The organism is Labrenzia sp. OB1 (genome assembly GCF_001624695.1).
Classification (GTDB): Bacteria; Pseudomonadota; Alphaproteobacteria; order Rhizobiales; family Stappiaceae; genus Roseibium.
Map to the genome: position 1 here is coordinate 45,972 of NZ_JSEP01000017.1, position 21,287 is coordinate 67,258.

General features: G+C 58.5%; 21 protein-coding genes. 7 read left to right on the forward strand and 14 right to left on the reverse strand.

The genetic code is table 11. The annotated features are described in order from the left end of the window. Positions 1-63: 63 nt before the first annotated feature. Positions 64-978 (reverse strand): dihydrodipicolinate synthase family protein, encoded by a 915-nt coding sequence (locus tag OA90_RS20065; protein ID WP_068416416.1) that lies wholly within the window; start codon positions 976-978, stop codon positions 64-66. A gap of 192 nt (positions 979-1,170) precedes the next feature. Between OA90_RS20065 and OA90_RS20070 the strand changes: the two genes are divergently transcribed. The 3 genes from OA90_RS20070 to OA90_RS20080 are packed head-to-tail and all read left to right on the forward strand — an operon-like array spanning position 1,171 to position 3,998. Beyond that, entirely contained in the window at positions 1,171-2,175 is a 1,005-nt protein-coding gene (locus OA90_RS20070) for a sialic acid TRAP transporter substrate-binding protein SiaP (protein WP_068416419.1), read from the forward strand. 20 nt (positions 2,176-2,195) lie between these two features. Continuing rightward, a complete protein-coding gene (locus tag OA90_RS20075) occupies positions 2,196-2,687 on the forward strand; it encodes a TRAP transporter small permease subunit (RefSeq protein ID WP_068416422.1) in 492 nt (163 codons plus the stop codon). 9 nt (positions 2,688-2,696) lie between these two features. Beyond that, positions 2,697-3,998 carry a TRAP transporter large permease gene (locus OA90_RS20080; protein ID WP_082837166.1) on the forward strand — a complete coding sequence of 434 codons (1,302 nt, stop codon included), beginning with the start codon at positions 2,697-2,699 and terminating at the stop codon, positions 3,996-3,998. A gap of 10 nt (positions 3,999-4,008) precedes the next feature. Here the strand turns inward: OA90_RS20080 and ugpC are convergent, their stop codons facing one another. From ugpC to OA90_RS20105, 5 genes are all read right to left on the reverse strand, one after another. After that, a complete protein-coding gene (gene ugpC / locus OA90_RS20085) occupies positions 4,009-5,091 on the reverse strand; it encodes a sn-glycerol-3-phosphate ABC transporter ATP-binding protein UgpC (RefSeq protein WP_068416425.1) in 1,083 nt (360 codons plus the stop codon). Positions 5,092-5,154: 63 nt separating this feature from the next. Further along, positions 5,155-5,982 (reverse strand): carbohydrate ABC transporter permease, encoded by an 828-nt coding sequence (locus OA90_RS20090; RefSeq protein ID WP_068416428.1) that lies wholly within the window; start codon positions 5,980-5,982, stop codon positions 5,155-5,157. After that, entirely contained in the window at positions 5,979-6,863 is an 885-nt protein-coding gene (locus tag OA90_RS20095) for a sugar ABC transporter permease (protein ID WP_068416431.1), read from the reverse strand. The genes OA90_RS20090 and OA90_RS20095 overlap by 4 nt, the downstream gene beginning before the upstream one ends. A gap of 69 nt (positions 6,864-6,932) precedes the next feature. Beyond that, the gene (locus tag OA90_RS20100; protein WP_068416434.1) at positions 6,933-8,225 is read right to left on the reverse strand and encodes an extracellular solute-binding protein; all 1,293 of its coding nucleotides are present in this window, start codon (positions 8,223-8,225) and stop codon (positions 6,933-6,935) included. Positions 8,226-8,273: 48 nt separating this feature from the next. Beyond that, positions 8,274-10,592 (reverse strand): alpha-L-rhamnosidase, encoded by a 2,319-nt coding sequence (locus OA90_RS20105; RefSeq protein WP_082837175.1) that lies wholly within the window; start codon positions 10,590-10,592, stop codon positions 8,274-8,276. A gap of 242 nt (positions 10,593-10,834) precedes the next feature. Here OA90_RS20105 and OA90_RS20110 point away from each other — a divergent pair, with 242 nt between their 5' ends. Then, a complete protein-coding gene (locus OA90_RS20110) occupies positions 10,835-11,866 on the forward strand; it encodes a LacI family DNA-binding transcriptional regulator (RefSeq protein ID WP_068416440.1) in 1,032 nt (343 codons plus the stop codon). 26 nt (positions 11,867-11,892) lie between these two features. On the opposite strand, the gene OA90_RS20115 is transcribed toward OA90_RS20110, so the two are convergent. Both OA90_RS20115 and miaA read right to left on the reverse strand, forming a co-directional pair. Continuing rightward, the gene (locus OA90_RS20115) at positions 11,893-12,432 is read right to left on the reverse strand and encodes a GNAT family N-acetyltransferase (RefSeq protein ID WP_068416443.1); all 540 of its coding nucleotides are present in this window, start codon (positions 12,430-12,432) and stop codon (positions 11,893-11,895) included. Between the two features lie 212 nt (positions 12,433-12,644). Beyond that, on the reverse strand, positions 12,645-13,610 hold the full coding sequence (gene miaA / locus OA90_RS20120) for a tRNA (adenosine(37)-N6)-dimethylallyltransferase MiaA (protein WP_347876842.1): 966 nt from the start codon (positions 13,608-13,610) through the stop codon (positions 12,645-12,647). Between miaA and serB the strand changes: the two genes are divergently transcribed. Next, a complete protein-coding gene (gene serB / locus OA90_RS20125; protein ID WP_068416447.1) occupies positions 13,594-14,484 on the forward strand; it encodes a phosphoserine phosphatase SerB in 891 nt (296 codons plus the stop codon). The two genes, miaA and serB, sit on opposite strands and share 17 nt — an antisense overlap. Positions 14,485-14,568: 84 nt before the next feature. Here serB and OA90_RS20130 read toward each other — a convergent pair whose 3' ends face one another. The 6 genes from OA90_RS20130 to OA90_RS20155 all read right to left on the reverse strand — a co-directional run bounded on the left by OA90_RS20130 (position 14,569) and on the right by OA90_RS20155 (position 19,882). Then, positions 14,569-16,056 (reverse strand): DegQ family serine endoprotease, encoded by a 1,488-nt coding sequence (locus tag OA90_RS20130; RefSeq protein ID WP_082837167.1) that lies wholly within the window; start codon positions 16,054-16,056, stop codon positions 14,569-14,571. Between the two features lie 285 nt (positions 16,057-16,341). Then, positions 16,342-16,527 (reverse strand): DUF2065 domain-containing protein, encoded by a 186-nt coding sequence (locus OA90_RS20135; protein WP_068416449.1) that lies wholly within the window; start codon positions 16,525-16,527, stop codon positions 16,342-16,344. Next, positions 16,524-17,453, reverse strand: coding sequence for a protease modulator HflC (locus OA90_RS20140; protein WP_068416452.1), 930 nt, complete (start codon positions 17,451-17,453; stop codon positions 16,524-16,526). The genes OA90_RS20135 and OA90_RS20140 overlap by 4 nt, the downstream gene beginning before the upstream one ends. Before the next feature lie 2 nt (positions 17,454-17,455). Continuing rightward, positions 17,456-18,646: an FtsH protease activity modulator HflK gene (hflK, locus tag OA90_RS20145; protein ID WP_068416456.1), complete on the reverse strand. Its 1,191-nt coding sequence runs from the start codon at positions 18,644-18,646 to the stop codon at positions 17,456-17,458. A 222-nt stretch (positions 18,647-18,868) separates the two neighbouring features. Further along, complete coding sequence (locus OA90_RS20150; RefSeq protein WP_068416610.1) at positions 18,869-19,333, reverse strand: GNAT family N-acetyltransferase; 465 nt, start codon at positions 19,331-19,333, stop codon at positions 18,869-18,871. A gap of 36 nt (positions 19,334-19,369) precedes the next feature. Then, positions 19,370-19,882 carry a dihydrofolate reductase gene (locus OA90_RS20155; RefSeq protein WP_068416459.1) on the reverse strand — a complete coding sequence of 171 codons (513 nt, stop codon included), beginning with the start codon at positions 19,880-19,882 and terminating at the stop codon, positions 19,370-19,372. A gap of 297 nt (positions 19,883-20,179) precedes the next feature. Between OA90_RS20155 and OA90_RS20160 the strand changes: the two genes are divergently transcribed. Both OA90_RS20160 and OA90_RS20165 read left to right on the forward strand, forming a co-directional pair. Then, positions 20,180-20,554 (forward strand): TfoX/Sxy family protein, encoded by a 375-nt coding sequence (locus tag OA90_RS20160; RefSeq protein ID WP_068416462.1) that lies wholly within the window; start codon positions 20,180-20,182, stop codon positions 20,552-20,554. Further along, the gene (locus OA90_RS20165) at positions 20,551-21,231 is read left to right on the forward strand and encodes a DUF2461 domain-containing protein (RefSeq protein WP_068416471.1); all 681 of its coding nucleotides are present in this window, start codon (positions 20,551-20,553) and stop codon (positions 21,229-21,231) included. The genes OA90_RS20160 and OA90_RS20165 overlap by 4 nt, the downstream gene beginning before the upstream one ends. Positions 21,232-21,287 lie beyond the last annotated feature (56 nt).

Sequence of the window (21,287 nt, forward strand, 5' to 3'; positions counted from 1 at the left end):
TGCGTCGCTGTCGGGTTGGCGGCATTTCAAGGCTCCACGTTTGCCATTTCAAGGCTGTGCCGGTTAAGCGGCTCGTTTCGGTGCGAAGCCGGTCACAGCCAACTCTCGGAACAATCTGGTTTTCTGAATATCATTCAAACCAGTCAGGGGTGGAATCGCCCTGGCCCATTGAGGATCGTCATAGATTGCGGCGAGGATAGCCTTGATTGCAAGCATGTCGCCATTATCGGCCACCGTTGCAATCCGCCGGTTGGCGTCGTCGCGCAATTGAGCCGTCCCGGCGGCCGTGGGAGCCTCCAGGGTTTCACGCAACTCCCTTGCAAATACATTGGGCATGCCGCCGATCAGCCCGGCGCCGCCTGATTCCAGCAGGCCCGGCAGAACGCGGTCATCGCCGGTAAAAATCGACAGGCCGGGAAAGCGCTGCGCCAGCATTTTGCCGTTTTCCAGCACGCCCGTCGAATCCTTCAAGCCGGCAATCGCACTGCCAAACCTGTCGATACACATGTCGATGAGCTCAGGCGTATAGGCCGTGCGGCTGAAGCGCGGGATATTGTAGAGCAGGATATCGATGTCGGCCCGGCCCGCCCGCCGCAGGGCGTCTTCGATGAATGCGACAATGCCTTCGTCAAAAGCCGTATCGTAATAGAACGGTGGCAGCACCAGGACTGCGCGGCAGTTGAGCGCCCTGGCTTCGGCGATCAGGCGACCGGCCTCATCGGCTGTCGGCGTCATGACTGCGGGAATGTGCCGCGTCATGTCCAGCCCCTCAGCCTTCAGGGCCCTGAGGGCGGCAATCTTCTGACTGCTTGAAAGGGATGCGCCCTCACCGGTTGTACCGAAGGTTGAAACAAAACTGCAGCCGTTCTTCAACACCTGCTCACAATGCCGGGCGAGACGCATCGTGTCGATTTCAAACGTCTCGGAAACGGGTGTGGGCAAAGCAGAAACGATTCCGCTCAAATCAGAATATTTCAATTTTTAGCTCCACAAAATCAATAAGTTAACTGACTGATACAATCAGTTGTACGATCAGTTATCATATCAGTATTTACATCAGTACGACGATGTTGCAAAGTCGGTTTGTCAAAAAGAGCTGTCACGTCCAGACCCGGTGGTGAGAAATTGCGTCAGTCACAGGCAGCCTGATATTTTGGAAAGGGAGGAAATATGAATATTCTCAAGCACAGTGCGGTGGCCGCACTTTCCGCGGTATCCGTTGCCATCATGGCAGTCAGTGCGGTTCAGGCTCAGGATCCTATCGAACTGAAATTCACGTCCGTATCCGTGCCTACCGATCTGCACACCCAGGCAATGACCGTGTTCGCGGACAAGCTCAACGAACTGGAGCCCGGGACGTTCGATATCCAGCTCTACGATTCAGGTTCGCTTTTCGGTCAGAACAGCGACCTCGATGCCCTGCAGCGCGGCAACGCGGAGATGACTTATGTGTCGTTTCAGCTGATTGCCGATTCCATTCCGCAGTTCGGACTGTTCACGGCCGGCTATCTTTTCCAGAATGCGGATCACTACCGGAAAGTGATGAATTCCGATCTCGGCACCGAGTTCAAACAGACCGTTTCCGACGAAATGGGTTTGCAGCTGCTCGACACCTGCTATCTCGGCACCCGCGAGGTCAACCTGCGCAAGTACCGCGACGTGCAGACACCGGCTGATTTGGAAGGCGTGAAACTGCGCATGCCCGGGTCCGACGCCTGGCTGTTCCTCGGCAAGGCGCTGGGTGCCAACCCGACACCGCTGCCTTTTGGGGAAGTTTATCTCGGCCTTCAGACAGGAACAGTCGACGGCCAGGACAATCCGCTGCCAACCGTGGATGCCGCCAAATTCTATGAAGTCACCGAGCAGATCGTGCTGACGGACCATCTGGTCGATGGCGTGAACATCACCGTCAACAACCAGACCTGGGACAAGCTCGACGATGCGCAAAAAGCCCACATGACGGAGGCGGCCGTCGCTGCATGCGATTGGAACAATGAACGCCGCTACGCGAAAGAGGCCGAGCTGGTCAAATTCTTCGAATCCAAGGGCCTCAAGGTCACCAAACCGGATGTCGCAGCCTTCCGCGAGCATGTTCAGTCATTCTATCTGGAATCGGACCGGGCGAAGGACTGGCCCCAAGGCTGGGTTGAACGCATCAACAAGCTGGCGATGTAAGTTCATCCGTGTCTCCGGAAATGACGCATAAGCTCCAGTCCGGGCTGGTATGGCTGAAGCGGGGCGTCGACGCGGTCGGTGTCCTGCTGTTTCTCGGCGCCTTCACCGGTTTCCTCGTCCAGGTGTTCTTCCGCTATGTTCTGAACCAGCCTTTGGCCTGGACGGAGGAAGCCGTGATGATCGCCTTCATCTGGACCGTGTTCTGGGCGGGCGCCTTCATGGTGCCCATACGCGAACATGTGACATTCGATGTGGTCTACGATTTCGCACCGGCGAAGGTGAAGCGTTTCCTGGCCCTGGGCACGATGATCCTGCTGGTGGCCGCCTTCGCTATTCTGGTACCCTACACGTTCGAGTATCTGGAATTCCTGACGCGCAAGAAATCGAACGTCCTGCGCATTCCGAAGGTCTGGATCTTCTCCTGTTATCTTTTGTTTCTCGTGGCCTTTGCCATTCAGGGAATCTACCGCATCTACGGCCTTTTGCGGCCCGATTGGCGTGACCAGATCTAGGAATAAACAATGCTCGTTGCCGCCGCCCTGCCCGTCATGCTGGTCATCCTGATCGTTACGACCGTCGCTGGCCTGCCCATGGGCATCGCCATGATTGTGTCCAGCATCTTCTATCTCATGATGGCCGGGCGCGATGTCGGACTTGCCGCCGAGCAGGTGCTCAACGGTGTCTTCGGAAATTTCGTGGCCTTGGCCGTGCCGCTGTTCATCTTCGCGGCGAACATCATGAATGCGGGCCAGATTTCGGACCGGTTGCTCAAGTTCGCCCTGGCCTTGGTCGGACGTTTGCCCGGCGGGCTGGCGCAGGTGAACATCCTGACCAGCCTGATTTTCTCCGGGATGAGCGGCAGCGCGGTGTCCGACGTTGCCGGCGTTGGCAAAGTCCTGACCAACATGATGATCAAGGACAACCGCTATCCGCGTGGTTTCGCGGGGGCGATAACAGCAACTTCATCCGTTGTCGGACCGATCTTCCCGCCTTCCATCCCGATGGTCTTCTATGCGCTTATTTCCTCGACATCCGTCGGCGCATTGTTTCTCGGCGGCGTCGTTCCCGCTCTCCTGATCGTCGCGGTTCTCGCCATCGTGGTTGGCGTCTCCGCCAAGTTGCGGGGTTTCCCGGTTGAAGCGGTCATTCCGCTGCGAGCCTTCCCGGCCATCATTCTGGGGGCGGTGCCCGCACTGTTGATGCCGGTCATCCTGCTGGGGGGCATTTACAGCGGCGCTTTCACCCCGACCGAAGCTGCCGCGGTGTCCGCGTTTTATGCCTTGTTGCTCTCGGTCTTCGCCTATCGCGCACTTGGACCGAAGAGTTTCTGGAACGTCGTTGTCTCTACCGTGAAAACCACTGTTGTCGTGACCATCGTTCTGTGTGGCGCCTTCATCTTCAATTACGTGGTCACTATCGAACGGGTTCCTCAGAACGTCTTTCTTTTCTTGAATGATTTCGAAATGAATGCCGCGACATTCCTATTGACGATCAACATTCTCTATCTGGTGCTTGGATGTTTTCTGGATGTCTCCACGATCATGCTTGTCATCACGCCGCTATTCATCCCCACGGCTGCCGCCCTGGGGATCGACCTGCACCACTTCGGTATCGTTGTGGTCTTCAACATGATGATCGGCCTCATCACCCCGCCCTACGGCGTGTTGCTTTTCATCATCAAGGCTCTCAACGGCATTCCCATCGCTGAGATGATCCGGGAAATCTGGCTGTTTGTCGGCGTTCTCATCGGACTTCTCATGGTCGTCACATACTGGCCGGATCTGTCGCTCTGGCTGCCGCGTTATTCCGGATTGCTAAACTAGATACGGAGCCTCAAGCCATGTGGCGCGCCTGACCCGCTGCGTCGAAGATCATCGCTTTTTGGTCTTCTATCCCCAATTGCAGCTCCTGACCGTGGCGCAGCTCCCGGTCGCCGTCCAGCACGACGAGCCAGGTCGCTCCCGAGCGGAGTTTCAGGCTCACATTGGTCTCGTTACCAAGCCGCTCGACCAGACTGACATGGCCGCTGATGTTACCTGACGCATCGGCCAGAAGATCATGGGGCCGTGTGCCCAATGTGACGGTATCGCCCTCGCCTAGGCCAGTCGTGTCCGCCGACAGTTCGGTCGGCTGAATGTCCGCTCCCGAGACCGTGACCTGCCCTCCGTTGATACTGTCTATGGTCACCTCGGTGAAATTCATTTTCGGAGAGCCGATGAAGCCGGCGACGAACAGGTTCTCCGGCCGTTGGTAAAGCTCTATCGGGGAGCCCACCTGCTGCACGACACCGCCGTTAAGAACCACGATCTTGTCCGCCAGTGTCATCGCCTCAACCTGATCGTGGGTCACATAGATCATGGTGGATCCGAGATCCCGATGCAGGTTGGCGAGCTCCATGCGCATGTCGACCCTCAGGGCCGCATCCAGATTGCTGAGCGGCTCATCGAACAGAAAGACCTCGGGCTGCCTGACGATCGCCCGGCCGATGGCAACGCGCTGACGCTGGCCACCCGAAAGCTGACTGGGCTTTCGGTCCAGAAGATGCTCCATCTGCAGGATGCGGGCGGCATCCCGGATCTTCCTGTCACGCACGTCTTTCGGGGTTTTGGCCAGCTTGAGGCCGAATCCGAAATTCTCGTAAACGGTCATATGCGGATAGAGCGCATAGGACTGAAACACCATGGCGATACCGCGGTCGCGCGGCTCCACATGGTTGCACTTCTTGCCGGCGATCCACAATTCACCGGCACTGATGTCCTCAAGGCCCGCTATCATGCGCAGCAAGGTTGACTTGCCGCAGCCCGAGGGGCCGACGAAAACCACGAATTCACCGTGGCTGATTTCCAGGTTCACGCCCTTTATGACTTCCACGGCGCCATAGCTTTTTTGTATCGCCTTGAGTTCCAGTCCGGCCATGTGGTCCGCTTTCCTTTCGTGCGTTGATTGTCAGTTTCAGGTCCGGATTCCAGAGGTCACACCCTAGCCCTTGACCGCGCCGGCCGTCACCCCTGCCACGATCTGCCGGTTGAAGAACAGGAAGACGATCAGCGGCGGAATTGTAATCAGCAGGATGTTGGTGAAGAGCAGATGGTAGGAGGTGTTGAACTGGCTCTGGAAATTGTAGAGCGTCAGTTGAACCGTCTCGTTGCCACGGCCCGGAAGGTAATAGAGCGGATTGGTGAAATCGTTGAAGATCGTAACCGACTGCACAACGATATTGGTGACCGTCACCGGCCACAGAAGCGGCATGATAATCCGGAAAAACACGTCCAGCGGCCTGGCGCCGTCGATAATCGCCGCCTCATCAAGATCCTTCGGGATCGTGGCGATGAATGCCCTGTAGAGCAGGATCGAAAACGGCAGATGATAGGCGACTTCGATCAGGATCAGGCCATGCAATTTGGCGAAAAGACCCATCGCCTGAAGCAGCCAGATAGTCGGCACGATGGCGGGCGGAATCATCAGACCGGCCAGGATGAGAAAGTTGATCAATCCGTTCCAGCGGGTCCTGCGGCGTTGCAGCACAAAGCCGACCATTGCGGCAAATACCACCAGCAGGGTCACGCTGGCGACCGTGAGGATGGTCGAGTTGATGAACGCCGTCAGCAATTGCCAGTTTCGTGTCGTGATGACGTCGACGATATTCTCCCAAAGCTGAAACTTCTCGGGCCAGGAGAAATCCAGCAGCGCCGACTGTCTTTTGTCTTTCATTGCGGTGAGCACGATGAAGATGAACGGTATCACGAACACCACGAACGATACGAGGATGGCAACCACACTGAGCCAATGGCGGCGGATGAGGCTCATTCGTGTCCCTCCCGGCGGTTCAGATACATGGTAAGCGGCACGACCAGCAGAGCAATCAGCACGAAAAGCACCACATTGCCGGCGGTGGAAAGACCGTAGAATCCGGCCTGATACTGCTTGTAGATGATCGAAGCGATCGTGTCGGAGGAAAAGCCGGGGCCGCCCCGGGTCATCGCCCAGATGAGATCGAAAGTCTTGAGGCCGCCGATGAAACTCAGTGTAATGACGGTCACGGTCGCCGGGCGGCTGAGCGGCAGGGTGATGTAGAAGAAACTCTGCGTCGGCGTCGACCCATCGATGCGCGCGGCTTCGTAGTAATCCTTGGGTATCGCAACAAGCCCGGCGATGTAGATCACTGTGGCCAGGCCAACCCCTTTCCAGACATCGACGAGCGCGACCGAGTACAGTGCGAGACTTGGATTGGTCAACCAGTGCGGACCGTCGATACCGACGAGTTCAAGCGCCACGTTGATGGCACCCTGGGTCGGGTGCATGAGAACGGTGAAGGTGATGCCGACCCCGACGGTCGAGACCAGAACGGGAAAGAAGACGACCGATCTCAGATATCCGCGCAATGCGATCCGGCTGGTCAGCAGCACAGCCAGCAGCAGGCCGAGCACGACCTTGAGCCCCGAAGTGATCATCGCGAAGATGACGGTGTTCACCAGCCCCTGTACCAGAAAAGGTTCCTCGAAGAACTGGTAGAAGTTCGTGAGACCGATGAACTCGGAACTGAAGAGCGACCAGCGCGTCAGACTGAAATAAAGGGAAGCGAATGTGGGAACCAGAAACAGCACGCCGTAAATGATCGCCGCCGGCAGAAAAAACCAGCCGGGGTAAGTCGATCGGCGCGCATAAGCCCGGCTCGTGGGATTGGCCATCAACAATCTCCTGCGGGCGGACCGGCCCCGGGCGGCAACAGCCGCCCGAAGCCGCACCCGCCAAACCGTTTACTTCCAGCCAGGAAGGCCGAGCTGCATTGCCTGCTTGCGGACATCCTGGTCGTAAAGAGCGGCGGCATCGGCGGCGTTGCGGATACCCGACCCGACTTCGACGGTAATCTGCTCAAGCGCAGGGCCCTTTACGGGAGACAGGAATTCCAGAGCAGGACCGTTCCGCCCCTCTTCCTCGAAGTAGGGCAGCATGTCGGAGACAACGGGAGGAACATCGGACGGCGGGAAGCACCCCTTGACCAGATATGGCCCGGTCGCACCAACAGCTTCATTGCGGATCTTGCAGGCTTCCACACTTGCAAGGAAAGCAACGAATTTTTTGGCTTCTTCGGGATTGGATGTGCTTTTCGGAATATATGTTGCGTCCGGCATCCAGACAGTCAGGCCGTTGGAATCCGTGCTGTCGCCCGGCTGGGCGAAGAACCCGACATCATCGACATGTTCGGGGTAGGTGTCCTTGATGGCACCGATGGCGAACGTAAGCATCGGATAGTGAGCGCCCTCGCCTTGCGCAATCTTGCGGACACCTTCAGGAAACTTTGCGGCGCCGAAATCCTCATTCATGTAGTCGCCTTCAAACACTTCCTGAAGCCGTTCGAAACCTTTGGCCGCCGCCGGGCTATCGGCGAACTTGGCTTCGCCGGCTGTGTAGCGTTCAGCGAAATCAGGTTCGGCGGCCGAGACGTTGAAGTAGTCGCCAAGCACGAAAAGCTGGCTTGTCCAGGTATCGCCATATGTCTGGATCACCGCATCCTTGCCGGCAGCCTTGATCTTCTCGTTGTTGGCCATGAACTCATCCCAGCTTTTGGGCACTTCAAGGCCGAGTTCCTCGTAAATCGGGATGTTGTACAGAATACCGCCGCCCATCGCCGGGCCGTTTGGAATGCCAAAGACTTCGCCGCCGGCTGTCACGACGGATTTGAAGCTCTCCTGAATGTCGGCCATGAACGGTTCGTCTGTCAGCGGCAACAGGTTCTGCTGCGGGTTGATCGCCTGGAACAGCGAGCCGCCGTTGTATTGAAATACGTCGTTCATGACGCCGGTCGCGAGACGGGTCTTGACGATATTGTCGCCCTCACCGCCACCGGGGCGGGTCTCTATTTCAATCGTGACATTCGGATTTGCCTTCATGTAGGCCGCGACGGCAGCTTCAGCAGTCGCGACGTTGGAAGGGTTGTTCGAAACGAGCATGGTCATAAAAACGTCTTCCGCCAGTGCGGAACCCGATAGCGCGGTAAACGCCATTATTCCGACAGCAACACGCGCCGTCCTGGTGAATTTGGCAGTCATGGTTTCCTCCCTTGAAACTGCAATTTGTAGTTTCGTGCGCGTCTCCTCCTATGGTGTGCGCACGTTCACGCCGGGCCGGTGGCGATCCTCTCGTTCGGGCTCGGAATACTCAAATGTCACAACATGTCTGCCGGCACTGAGCGCTACATCAACGTTATTGCCGACAGGCTGGCCATCCAGACGCGCATCGCTGTAGTCCGCAAACAGGCGCAGGACGCCTTCGCAACCCTCCGGGACGTCTGCTTCGTACCGAACGCTGGTGCCATCCATGTCCCAGCTTGCGCGGATCGTGCCGCGCGGACTGTCATGGTGCGCCTTCACCGGAGCAAGGTCCGGTATGATTGTCGGTTCAAAAATTATTTTCTCAAAGCCCGGTGTTTCTTCGTCCGGCCGGAACCCCGCGACACCCTCGATGAGCCACTGGCAGACGGCCCCATACGCATAGTGATTGTAGGAATTCATGCGTGGATTGTAGATCGAACCATCTTCCTGGATCGCGTCCCAACGCTCCCAGATGGTCGTGGCTCCCATCTTGACCTGATAGAGCCAGCCGGGAACGCCCTCCTGCAGGAACATGTCTCCGGCCAGCGCTTTCTCGCCGATTTTCACCAGTGCCGGCAGCAAGGCCGGCGTTCCGATAAAGCCGGTCTGAATGCGCCCGTCCGCCCGCGAGATCGCCTTCTTGAAATACCCCTTGGCGGCTTCCTGCCGGTCTTCCGGAATCAGGTCGTGAAGAAACGAAAGCGCATAGGACGTCTGGTCGTCGTAGGCCAGGCGGCCGGACGGAGTGATGAATTCATGCTGAAAGGCCGCCTTGACGTCTTCAGCCATTTTTTCAAACCGGCTTGCGATGTCGTGTTCACCGACAATCCGTGCGATGCGGGAGACGAGATCGGACGAAATGTAGAGATAAATAGTGGCGGCGGCGTCATCGCCGATTGTCGGGAACGGCTTCGCACTCGGTCCGGTCGGCTGCAGCCAGTCGCCGAACGAGAACCCGCGCGCGCCCCACTCCCGTTGCGGAGACACAACCGGCCCGTCACTGATCGACCATACGAAATCGAGCCACTTGACCATGGCCGGCAGCGCTTCTTTCAACATGGCCGTATCGCCGTAGTGCAAATAGAGTTGCCATGGAACGATGACCACCGCATCCCCCCAGCCGGTGCTGCCGTAAAAGCCCGGATAGTGTTCCGGCTTCAATCGTGTCGGATCCGGCACGACGTGTGGCACTTCTCCTCCTTCGCGCTGGTCGGCCATCAAATCGCGCATCCATTTCTGGAAGAACCCCTGCGCATCGGCCAGATACATCGCCGTGCCGGCAAAAACCTGAGCATCGCCGGTCCAGCCCAGACGTTCGTCACGCTGGGGACAGTCTGTCGGCACATCGACGAAGTTGGAGCGTTGCGACCAGAGCGTGTTCAAGAACAGCCTGTTGACCAGTTCGTTGCCCGTGGTGAATTCAGACGTCACTTCCGTGACGGAGCTTATGGGCACCGAGACGATTTCCGTGACTTCCGCATCTCCCTCGACGGTCACCCTTGCGAAGCGGAACCCCTGGAAAGTGAAAAAGGGCCGGTATGTCTCCTCACCGGATCCGGACAGTATGTATTCCAAGCGTGCTTCCGCTGTCCGGAAGTTCACGTTGTAGAATGCGCCGTCCTTGTCGAGTATCTCCGCATGTTCGACGATTACGCGCGCGCCTGCCTTGCCCTTGACAGAAAGGGCCACATAGCCTGCGCAGTTCTGTCCGAAATCATGGATCGCGCGGCCTTCATCGTCGTCCCAGCTCTTCAGCGCGGGCAGGACGGCGAGCTCGCGGACCGGTGTGGTTTCATGAGCCACCAGCCGGCCATTGTCGAAATCGATCTTTCGGGTCCCCGCGCTTTCGCCGGGCTCGATGCGTGCATCGTAGATTTCGCCGTAATAGATACCCGACTTCAAAATTGGCAGAAGACCGCTTTTCCAGGTCTCGTCCGTACGCAGGATCGGCGTTGCATCTTCGGGATTTGCGAACAGTTCCGCGATTGCCGCGATTTCACTGCCCCAGGTATTGTGGATCGGAAACTTGCCCCACATCAGATGCGACCGCAGCCAGCCATCGCCGAGCCAGATCTCGATGCTGTTCTCCCCCTCCACGAGAAGGTCCGACACCGTGTAGGTCTGGTAACTCAACCGCTTGTCGTAGGCAGTCCAGCCCGGCGTGAGCTGATCGTTACCGACACGGTTGCCATTGATGAAACATCGATAGAGCCCCAATGCGCTGATACGCAGGCTTTCGTGACCGGTTCGCCCGTCGACAATGAACCGGGTGCGAACGAAGGAAGCAGATGTTCCGACACCTTTGTCGGCCAGAGGACGGATCATGTCCGCCTGCCATTTGGGTGTTGCGACCGACAGGTCCTCAAAAACCGCTGAGTTGCGCACGCGTTCCCCCCTTATGGTCCCCGGCCGGTTCGCCGGATTTCCCGCCCTCAGGCGTGTAGACTGTTCTACGTGTATCGTTCTACAGAGCTTCCCGATTTGCAATAGTGTTTTGACGAGCGGAGTGCGATAAAGCTGATCCGGGGATTTGCCCGGCACAAAGAGACCGGATTCTGGAGACAAAATTGAAGCGAACCGCACCTGCGAAAAAGAAGACCGCGCGGGTAACAATCCGCGACGTTGCGAAAGACGCCGGTGTTTCGGTTGCTGCGGTTTCCAAGGTGCTGCGCGATGCCTATGGCGTCAGCGAAAACCTGAGCCTCAAAGTGCGCGCCTCCATGAAAAAGCTCGGCTACAGACCCCTGGCCTCCGCTCGCGGCATGCGCGGCCGCACCTACACTTTGGGATTGATTTTCCCCGATTTACGGAACCCGTTCTTCGCCGACATCTACGCGGGCATCAACTCGGCGCTGGAGCGCACCCAGTACCAGGCCATGCAGGGCGTCAGCCCCACCGCGACAGCCCTGATAGAAGCGATGATCGACCGTCAGATGGACGGCCTCATCCTGATCGGCCCCAATGAAGAACTCGAAATGCTGATTGAAACAGCCGAACGGACCCCGCTCGTGGCGATCGGCCAGCACGACTCGAGCGGCGACGCTTTCGACACGGTCAACAACGACGACAAGCTTGGCGCACGGCTGGTGGTTCAGCATTTGATGAAAAACGGCTTTCGCAACATTGCGATGCTCAGCGTGTCGGAACCGGCTTCGACGGTCGTTCACCATCGCGAACTAGGCTATTGCGCCGAGATGACCGATCAGCAATGCGCAGATTTCATTCACATCGTACGCGCCCCTCAGGTGGCGCGCGATGTTCAGGTTGCCGTCCGGCGGTTGCTTGAAAGCAAGAACCGTCCCGAAGCGCTGTTCTGCTGGACGGATCTGATGGCATTTGAAGCCATAAGTGTTGCCACCGAGCTGGGTCTGGGCATTCCGGACGACATCGCGATCGTTGGATATGACAACACCATTTTCTGCGATTTTGCCCAGAACGCCCTTACCAGCGTTGACCAATCCGGCGAATTACTCGGATTGCAGGCGGCGCGTCTGGTGGTCGAGCGTATTAATGGGCGCACCAATGCAGAGCACCTGGTGATCACGCCACGCATAGTCGCCCGAAACAGCTCGCACCCGCGCTCACCGCATCAGGACTAGTGTGCCGGCCATTGAAGGTCCGCAGTCTAGGCGCTCAGAAGATAGGACTGCATTGAAGGGCTGAGCATCTGGAAGACATCCGCCTGCATTCCCTCGATCACCTTGCTTTCCCGGTGATAGAAACCGCAATTCAGCACCACCTCCCGCATATCGCGGTTGTCCGTTCGCACGACCGCGATCAGATGGGAGAAATAGGTGTTTTCGAAGAACCAGTCGGCCAGCGCCGCGAACAGACGTTTCGCCAGATCGGGATCGCGTTGCAGCACCTCGTTCGGCAGGCAGTAATTCACACTGATTTCGGACGTTTCGCTGACCGGGGTAAAGCCGGCCCAGCCAAGAAAGGTTCCGTCTTCAAGAACGGCCTTCCACTTGCCAAAACCAAGATCTTCCTGATGCTGCAAGGCGGAGCTTACCAATTCGGCCGCGTCCATCACGGTGCAGCTGGTCGAGAATTCCAGGCACCGGTTTCCATAGGCGTCAGAATGAAGGTCGTCGATAAGTCTGACATCGGCCGAAGAAAAGGGAACAAGCCTCACAGCGCCGCATTCGAGAAATATCGTCTGCACCGTATCCTCCAGGTGTTGAACTACATACGGCGGGCACCAGAGTTGAAAAACGGCCTCCACCAAAGACGTAGACCCGTGTAACCCTGAATTGTGCCGACCCTGTGACAGCCGTCATTATAAGCCTTATATTTGCGAAAATATATACGCATAACCAACAAGTTAGGTGAATACCAACCTGTGCGCCGCACACGCAGAAGTTATTGACACTTCTATCAGTGCTGCTTATCCAAATCTCCCGGGCTGATTCCGTTCGATGGATCAATCCGTTGCCAGTCCGGCATCTGGTTTCGAAACCATGTCTCCTGACGCTTGGCGTATTGCCGCGTCGCGACTGTCAGCCTGTGGATGGCCTCTTGATAGTCGCATTCACCGCCAAGATACGCACCTATCTCCGCAACGCCGATTGCGCGCATGGCGGGAAGCTTGCCGGAGAGCCCCTTCGCCAGAAGCGCGCGAACCTCCTCGCATCCCTCCTGCGACAGCATCAACCGGGCTCGCTGTTCTATCCGTTGGTGCAGCCAGGGCCTGGGCGGAGCAAGGACATATCTTCGGCATTCCGCATCCGGAAGCAACGGTGCCGATTGTGCCTCCCTCTGCCAGTCGGAAAGTGGTTTTCCCGTCGCCATAATCACTTCAAGCGCCCGGGTGAGCCTCTGGGGATCGTTCAGGCCGGAGGCCGCTTCCCTGTCTCCCAGTTCGAGAAGGCAGGCCCTGAGCGCCTCCACTCCGCCCTCGTCCGCGAAATCCCGCGCCTTGCGGCGCACATCGTCAGGGATAGCCGGCATCTCTGCGAAGCCTTCGGTCAGTCCCTTGAAGTAAAGACCGGTTCCCCCTACCAGGATCGGCGTCCTGCCGCCCGTGCGCACAGCCTCGATTTCCTGGGTGGCCAGGCGCAGCCAGTCACCGGTGGAAAAGGCGGTCGTTGCCGACAGAACCCCGTAGAGCCTGTGCGGAACTTCCGTTTCCTCCTCAGTGGACGGGCGCGCGCTCACCACTCGCAAATCCTCGTAAAGCTGCATGGAATCGGCATTGATGATCACGCCGTCCAGCTTTCGCGCCAGCGACAGCGCCAATGCGGACTTGCCGCTTGCCGTCGGTCCCGCTATCAAAACGACGCGTTCATCCTCAGTCCGTCTCCGACTGCCTTCCAGGGAAGCCTCCATGTCTTTAGTTGCCACTTTGGTGTCCACTCCCACTGCACCGGCGGTCGATCAGGATCTGTTGCGCCAGGCTTCGGATGTCCTCGGCGTGACCGGAGCCACGACCATACTCAATCCCGGCATTGCAGCCGATATCCGCTTTGACGGGCCCGACGCAAGTGCCGCCGACGCCATTCTGCGCGAAATCGTCGGCAAGTCCCCGGTGGATGTCTTTGTCCAGCCGCCAGAGGGTAGGCGCAAAAGGCTTTTGATCGCCGACATGGATTCCACCATGATTCGCCAGGAATGCATTGATGAACTGGCCGCTGAACTTGGTCTGAAGGACAGGATTTCCGAGATTACAGAACGGGCAATGCGCGGCGAGATCGAATTCGAACCTGCTCTCAGGGAACGGGTTGCCCTGCTGGAGGGCCTCTCCCTTTCGGCGATCGATACGGTTTTGACCAACCGAATTCAGCTGATGCCCGGCGGCCGCACGCTTGTGCAGACAATGAAGGCAAACGGGGCCTATTGCGCCCTTGTCTCCGGCGGGTTCACGCATTTCACCAAGGCGGTCTATCGCATGATCGGCTTTGACGAACACCAGGCCAACATCCTTCTGACGGAAGACGGGCACCTGACCGGCAAGGTTGGCGAGCCTATTCTCGGCCGCCACGCCAAGCGCGCCCGGCTGGAATATCTGGCCGCGGAAAAGGGCCTTGCCTTCAGCGAAACGCTCGCCGTGGGCGACGGGGCCAACGATCTGGCGATGATCGACCTGGCCGGCGCCGGCGTCGCCTACAGGGCCAAACCCGCGGTCGCCGCCGCCGCCGACTTCCGCATCGATCACGGCGATCTGACGGCACTTCTATATCTGCAGGGCTACTGCGAAAGCGAATTCGTGCTGAGCTGAGGCCAGCGCGAGGATCTATCGGTTGAAGCAAAAAAGGCGCCGTTTCCGGCGCCTCTTCCTGTTGGTGGAACCGGAAAGACCGGCTTACTCGTCTTCGATCCGGACCGGCACGAAACGCACATCGCCAGTCGGGTTCGCAAGGAGCAGCAGCGCCGAGCGACGGCCATCGTCTTTCAGTTTCTTGATTTCGGCCTCGACGTCAGCCGGAGTGGAGACCGGTTCCTGAGCGACTTCCTTGATGACGTCGCCAGCCGTCACGCGCTTTTCCTCAGCCGAAGAGCCTGCAATCACTTCCGTGACGACAACCCCGGTGACGTCCTCGTCGATGGAGAACTGCTTGCGAAGGGCATCGTCCAGCTCCGCCAGCATCATTCCGAGAACTTCACTCTTTTCGACGGGCTTGTCTTCCGGCTGCTCTTCGCTTTCTGCACTCGCCTCCTCGACATCATTTTCTTCAAGGCGCTCGAGCGTCACGCTGATGGTGACTTCCTCGCCCTTGCGCAGAACCACCACCTCGACTTCCTTGCCGATTGCCGTTTCGGCAACCATGCGCGGCAACTCGCGCATGGACTCGACTTCGCTGCCGTCGAACTTGATGATGACGTCGCCCGGCTCGACCTTGCCCTTGGCTGCCGGACCGTCTTCGGTAACACCGGCGACAAGAGCTCCCATGGCTTCGTCCATGCCAAGGCTTTCTGCGATCTCGTCGGTGACTTCCTGAATGCGGACACCCAGCCAGCCGCGGCGGGTTTCTCCAAACTCGCGCAACTGCTCGATCACCCGCATGGCGGTCTTGGCCGGAATGGCGAAACCGATGCCGATAGATCCGCCGGACGGGGAAATGATCGCGGTATTGATGCCGACGACCTTGCCTTCCATATCAAACAGCGGCCCGCCCGAGTTGCCCCGGTTGATGGACGCATCGGTCTGGATGAAATTGTCGTAGGGCCCTGAATTGATATCTCGGTTACGCGCCGACACGATGCCGACGGTCACGGTGCCGCCGAGACCGAACGGGTTGCCGATCGCCATCACCCAGTCACCGACGCGGATCTTGTCGGAATCGCCGAAATTGACGTCCTTGAGCGGCGTTTCCGGGGTCACCTTCAGCACCGCGAGATCTGTTTTCTCGTCGGTGCCGAGAATTTCCGCCTTCAGCTTGGTGCCGTCATTGAAGTTGGCCGTGACTTCGTCGGCCCCCTCGATGACGTGGTTGTTGGTGATGATGATGCCTTCCTTGCCGTCGATGACAAAGCCAGACCCGAGAGACTGCACCCGGCGCGGCTGGTCGTTGTCACGGTTCTGACGGTTGAAGAATTCCTCGAAGAATTCCTGGAACGGCGATCCTTCCGGAACTTCCGGCATCGGAACGGACCGCTGTCCCTGCACAGTCTGGGCAGTGGAAATGTTCACGACGGCATCGGCCAGGTTCTCCGCCAGATCGGCGACGGAAACCGGCCCTTGCGCCCGGGCGGTCTGCACAGGCTGAATTGCGATCATCCCGCCGAGAGCAATCCCTGCTGCCGCGAAGGCGATACGGGAGATCTTGCGACGAATAAATTCTGGGGCCATGGGGTGTTCTCCTCATCCCAGCCGGCTGGACTGTTCCTGGGATCTGCTGAGAATTAGGTCCCGCCTGCGGCGCGTTCCGAAGACCCGCGCTGCCCGGATTTGAAAAGTCACTATGTCCGTGCACCTTCGCTTCCCGAACCGGAGCGAATTGCGTCCGGACAACGACCGGATTCTAATTCTCAACAGACCCTGAACAATGAACAGTCGACCGGCTTCATTCAGGTTCTTGACCGGGATTATAGATCGGGCGGGAGATTTTTACCTCTCCCGCCCGAAAACTTTTCGTTATCCGCGTATGATCCACACAAGAAATACGCCCACACCAGCCGCAACCAGCCCTGCGACGCGCAAAGTCTGGTCCGGTGTCTCGAGCGCGCTGCGCATGACGGCCTTCATGCCGCCCGGTGCGAGGGCGTAAAGCACGCCCTCGACCACCAGCACCAGCCCCAGTGCGGTCATCAACTCACTCATTGCGCGGTGAGCGACGACGTGCCGGTGTTCCCTGTGCCGCCATTGTCATTGCCCGCATCAGGAGCGGCAATGCCCCTCGGGTCCTTGAAATACCGGAAGAAGCTGGAATCCGGAGACAGGACAAGGCTGGTGTCACCTGCCCTGAGACCTTCTTCATAGGCCAGCATCGAACGGTAGAACGCGAAGAACTCGGGATCCGCGCCGTAGGCTTCCGCGAAGATCTTGTTCCGCTCCGCATCGCCGTCACCACGGGTGATTTCCGAATCCCGCCGGGCTTCCGCGACAAGAACCGTTGCATCGCGGTCGGCTCGCGAGCGGATACGCCGGGCGAGTTCTTCACCCTGTGCGCGCAGCTCCGTTGCTTCCCGCTGACGTTCCGTCTGCATTCTGGCGTAAATGGCCTGGGAGTTGGCATCCGGCAGATCCGCACGGCGGATCTTCACGTCGATCACTTCGATACCGAGTTCGGCGGCATTCGCACTGACATCCCGGCGGATATTCTCCATGACACCGGACCGGTCGTCCCTGACGAGGGCAGCAAAGCTGGTGCGGCCCAGTTCAGACCGCAGCGAGGACTGCAGCAGGGTCGACAGGCGCCGGTTGGCCGTCGGAACGTTCTGAACACGCTGGTAGAAGAGCACCGGATTGATGATCTTGTAACGCGCGAAGGCATCGACCACCAGCCGCTTCTTGTCCGATGAGATCGGCTCAAGCGGCGGCATGTTCAGGTTGAGGATCCGCTTGTCCATATAGACGACGTTCTGGATGAACGGATATTTGAAATAAGGACCGGGCTCGGTCTTGGTGTCGATAATCCGGCCAAGCTGCAGGACGAGCGCCTGCTGGGTCGGGTTTACGATGAAGATCGACATGTAACCGAGAACGGCGACGATAACGAGAATGACTGCCAGAATTCCGCTGCGCATGATCAATTCCCTCCTGTCCGTGCGGACGGAGCGGTTGAACCGCGTCCGTTCAGATCGTTAAGCGGCAGGAACGGCAGCACGCCGGTACCGGATGAATTGCTGTCGATGATGATCTTGTTGGTAACGCCCAAAACTTTTTCCAGGGTTTCGAGATACATGCGCTCCCGGGTGACATCCGGTGCTTTCTCGTATTGTTCGTAGATCTTGGTGAAACGCTGGGATTGACCGGTCGCCTCGGCGATGGTCTGGTCCTTGTAGGCGTTCGCCGCTTCCAGGACACGGGCGGATTCACCACGTGCTTCCGGAACGATCCGGTTGGCATAGGCTTCCGCTTCGTTACGGATACGCTCCTGGTCGGCCCGCGCCGCCTGAACATCCCGGAACGCGTCGATAACCTGAGCCGGCGGGTCAACCCGCTGCATCTGGACTTCCGCGACTTCGATACCGGCCTGGTACGAATCCAGCGTCGTCTGCATCAAGGTCACGACATCGTTCTGAATGGCGACCCGGTTCTCCGTCAGGATGGAATCGATATTCGACTCGCCGACCACTTCGCGCATGGCGCTTTCGGCGACGGCTTTCACCGTTCCGGCAGGCTCCTGGATATTGAACAGATAGTCGCTGATGCCCTCACGGGTGCTCTTGATCCTCCACAGAACCTTGAAGCCGACGTCGACGATGTTCTCGTCGCCGGTCAGCATCAGGCTTTCCTCGGGGATATCCCGGGCCCGCACACCGCCGGAACTGGTGATGCTTTCCTCGACGCCAACGGTCGTTTCGCGCTGCAGCTCGACCTGGGGTTTGTAAACCTCGCCGATCGGATAGGGCCAGTTGTAATTAAGGCCCGGAGGGGTCTGGTCTTCAACCTTGCCGAGAACCAGCTCGACACCGACCTCACCTTCGTCGACAACGTAAAGACCGGTCAGCAGCCAGCCGATGACACCGATGCCGATAACGATCAGGATGCCGACAAAGCCCAGGCCGCCGCCGCCGCCGCCCGGCAGGACGTTCTTCATCCTGTCCTGCGTGCGCTTCAGAAGCTCTTCCAGGTCGGGCGGACTACCGCCACCGCCCCGGTTCTGACCACCACCTCCCCAGGGGCCACCACCATTATTTCCGCTACCCCATGGGCCGCCGTTGTTTCCGCCACCCTTCCAGGGGCCACCGCCACCTGTCTGATTGCTCCAAGGCATCAAAACTTCCTTCTGTGAATTCCCGCAGGCGTCGCCGGCTTCAGGCTACGCCTCTTCTGACTCACCGTTGGTTATAGGGAGGTTACGAGCCGCTTTCAACGAAAACGGCTGACAGCCTCCCTGGTAAATCCGGTACAATTTCCCGCGCCGCAGGTGGGAAAGGAACTCGCGGCTTTCAAGACCGCGCAGTGAGAAACACACAAATAAATTCAGCAAGCCGCCTCAATCGCCACGCAACATGTCGATATGGGGGATGCCGTCTTCCAGATAGATCTCCGAAACGCTGCGGAAACCCAGGGAATTGTAAAATTTTTCGAGATGAGCCTGGGCCGTGACGTGAATCCGGCAGCCCGGCGCAAGCGCCTCCGCCTTGTCGATCCCGGCAAGCATCATCTTCCGGCCAAGACCGCCGCCCCTGCAGTCGAGGGCGATCACCACCCGGCCGATCCGCGCATCACCGTTTTCAAGTCCCGGAAACAGCCTGATGGCTCCGGTCAGGGCGTCCGTCGCCCGGTTCCGGATGAGAAAATGCAACGCGAGCGGATCCTTGCCGTCGATATCGGCATAAAGCGAGGCCTGCTCCAGCACAAAAATTGCCTGCCGGAGCTGCAGGAGATCATGAACGTCCCCTGGGCTCAGCTCTTCGAAGGCCGCCCATTTCGCGGTTATGGTTTCAGGCAATTTCATGAAAACTGTCACGCGCTCCGGTCAGGTCAAGTCAGGTCAGGTCTTGCGACGATAGGTCACGAAAGTGAAATCGGCGCTGTCCCTTTCGCCCCGCTCCCCGGGGGTACGGCCGGTCTCCTGCCAGACGGCTGGGTCGATGACCGGAAATATTGTATCGCCTTCCGGCGCCGTATCCACTTCGGTGATTTCGAGCCGGTCGGCGATCTCGATGGCCTGGGCATATATCTGGCCGCCGCCGATGATCATGATCTCCTCGACGCCGAGCTGGCCGGCCAATGCACCGGCCCGCTCCAGAGCATCCTTCAGGGACGTTGCGGCCTCAGCGCCATCGGGGGCGTAGCCGGGGTTTCGGGAAATCACGATATGCGGCCGGCCCGGCAAGGGTTTGCCGCCGAAGGAGAGAAACGTCTTGCGGCCAAGAACAACCGGTTTTCCGAGTGTCAGCTTCTTGAACCGCTTCAGGTCGGTCGAGAGTTTCCAGGGCATGTCATCGTCGGCCCCGATGACCCCGTTGCGGGCAACTGCGGCAATCAAGACGATATCAGGCACGTATTCCTCTCTTTCCGGTTTGCTTTTTCCCGGACGCCTCCGAGAGCAAAATCTGGTCACACCGAACTGTTCCGGTTAGGTGTGACCAGGTAAATTTGCTCGCCATTTTAGCATGTTAGAGCATCTTTACCCATTTTATTGATCGCCAAAGCGATACAATCAAAGTGGGTGATGCTCTAGCATGAAATTCGAGGCAGAGAAAAACCAACCGCAAATTTCTTTTCAACAGCCTGTCGGTTCAAAGCGCCCTGCCCCGTCCTAGTCATCGGGACCATTTGTTCAGGAGAACTTTTTGCCATGTCCGATTTGATGGAAACCGTTCTGGTCGAGCGCACACGGGCCATGATCCCGGACGAGAATGTCGAGCAGAAGCGGATGTTCGGGGGAACCTGCTTCATGGTCAACGGCAACATGCTGCTCTGCATCTCCAGACGCGGCCTGATGGCCCGCGTCGGCAAGGAACAGGAAGCAGAAGCCCTCGCGAAGCCATATGCCTCCCAATGCCGGCCGACGGGACGGCCCATGCCCGGCTTTATCCGGATCGAGCCGGAAGGCATCGACAGCGATGAGCTGCTGCGGAACTGGGTCGAAATGGCCCGGACCTATGTCTGCGCGCTTCCGCCCAATGCCTCCCGGCCCAAAAAATCCAGGGCCGGGAAGCCGACACGATGAGCGCCGCCGGTTTTTCTCCGGAGACTTTCGTCTTTCTGAAGGCGCTTGCCGGCAACAACACCCGCGACTGGTTCGAGGCCAACCGGCAGGATTATCAGCGCTTCGTGAAAAACCCGGCGGATGCGGTGCGCTCTTGCCTTGAAGAGGCGCTCGCGGAGCTGACCGGCCACGAAATCGCCTCCAAGCAATTCCGCATCAACCGGGATCTGCGCTTTTCGAAGGACAAGTCCCCCTACAACACCCACATCCGCATGGCATTCTGGCCGAAGGACGCGGTCTTTGCGGGCAGGGAAGCCCAGCCGCCGGGTTTCTTCCTGTCCGTCGAAGCAGATCATCTGCGCATCGGCACCGGCAGCATGGCATTTGCCAAACCCTTGCTCGCGGCCTATCTCAACGCGCTCGAAACCGCAGGCGGAGACGAGGCCTTGGCCCTGATCTCGGTGTTGAAGGCGGATGGCTTTGAAGCACCGGAACCCGAGCTTGCCAGGGTCCCGAAAGGTTTTCCGCGCGATCATCCGCATGGCGACCTTGCAAGACACAAGGGTCTGGCGCTCTGGAAGACGCTGGAGGACACTCGCATCGTTCAGAACGAAATGACGGCAACCTCTCTGCTGGCGATCTGGAAGGACACTCTCCCCTTGTGGCAGTGGCTCATAAGACTGCAGGAAAAGGCTTGATCCAAAGCGCTTTGAAATCTATGACCATCGTGTTTTTCACGAAGATGAAGCAGAGA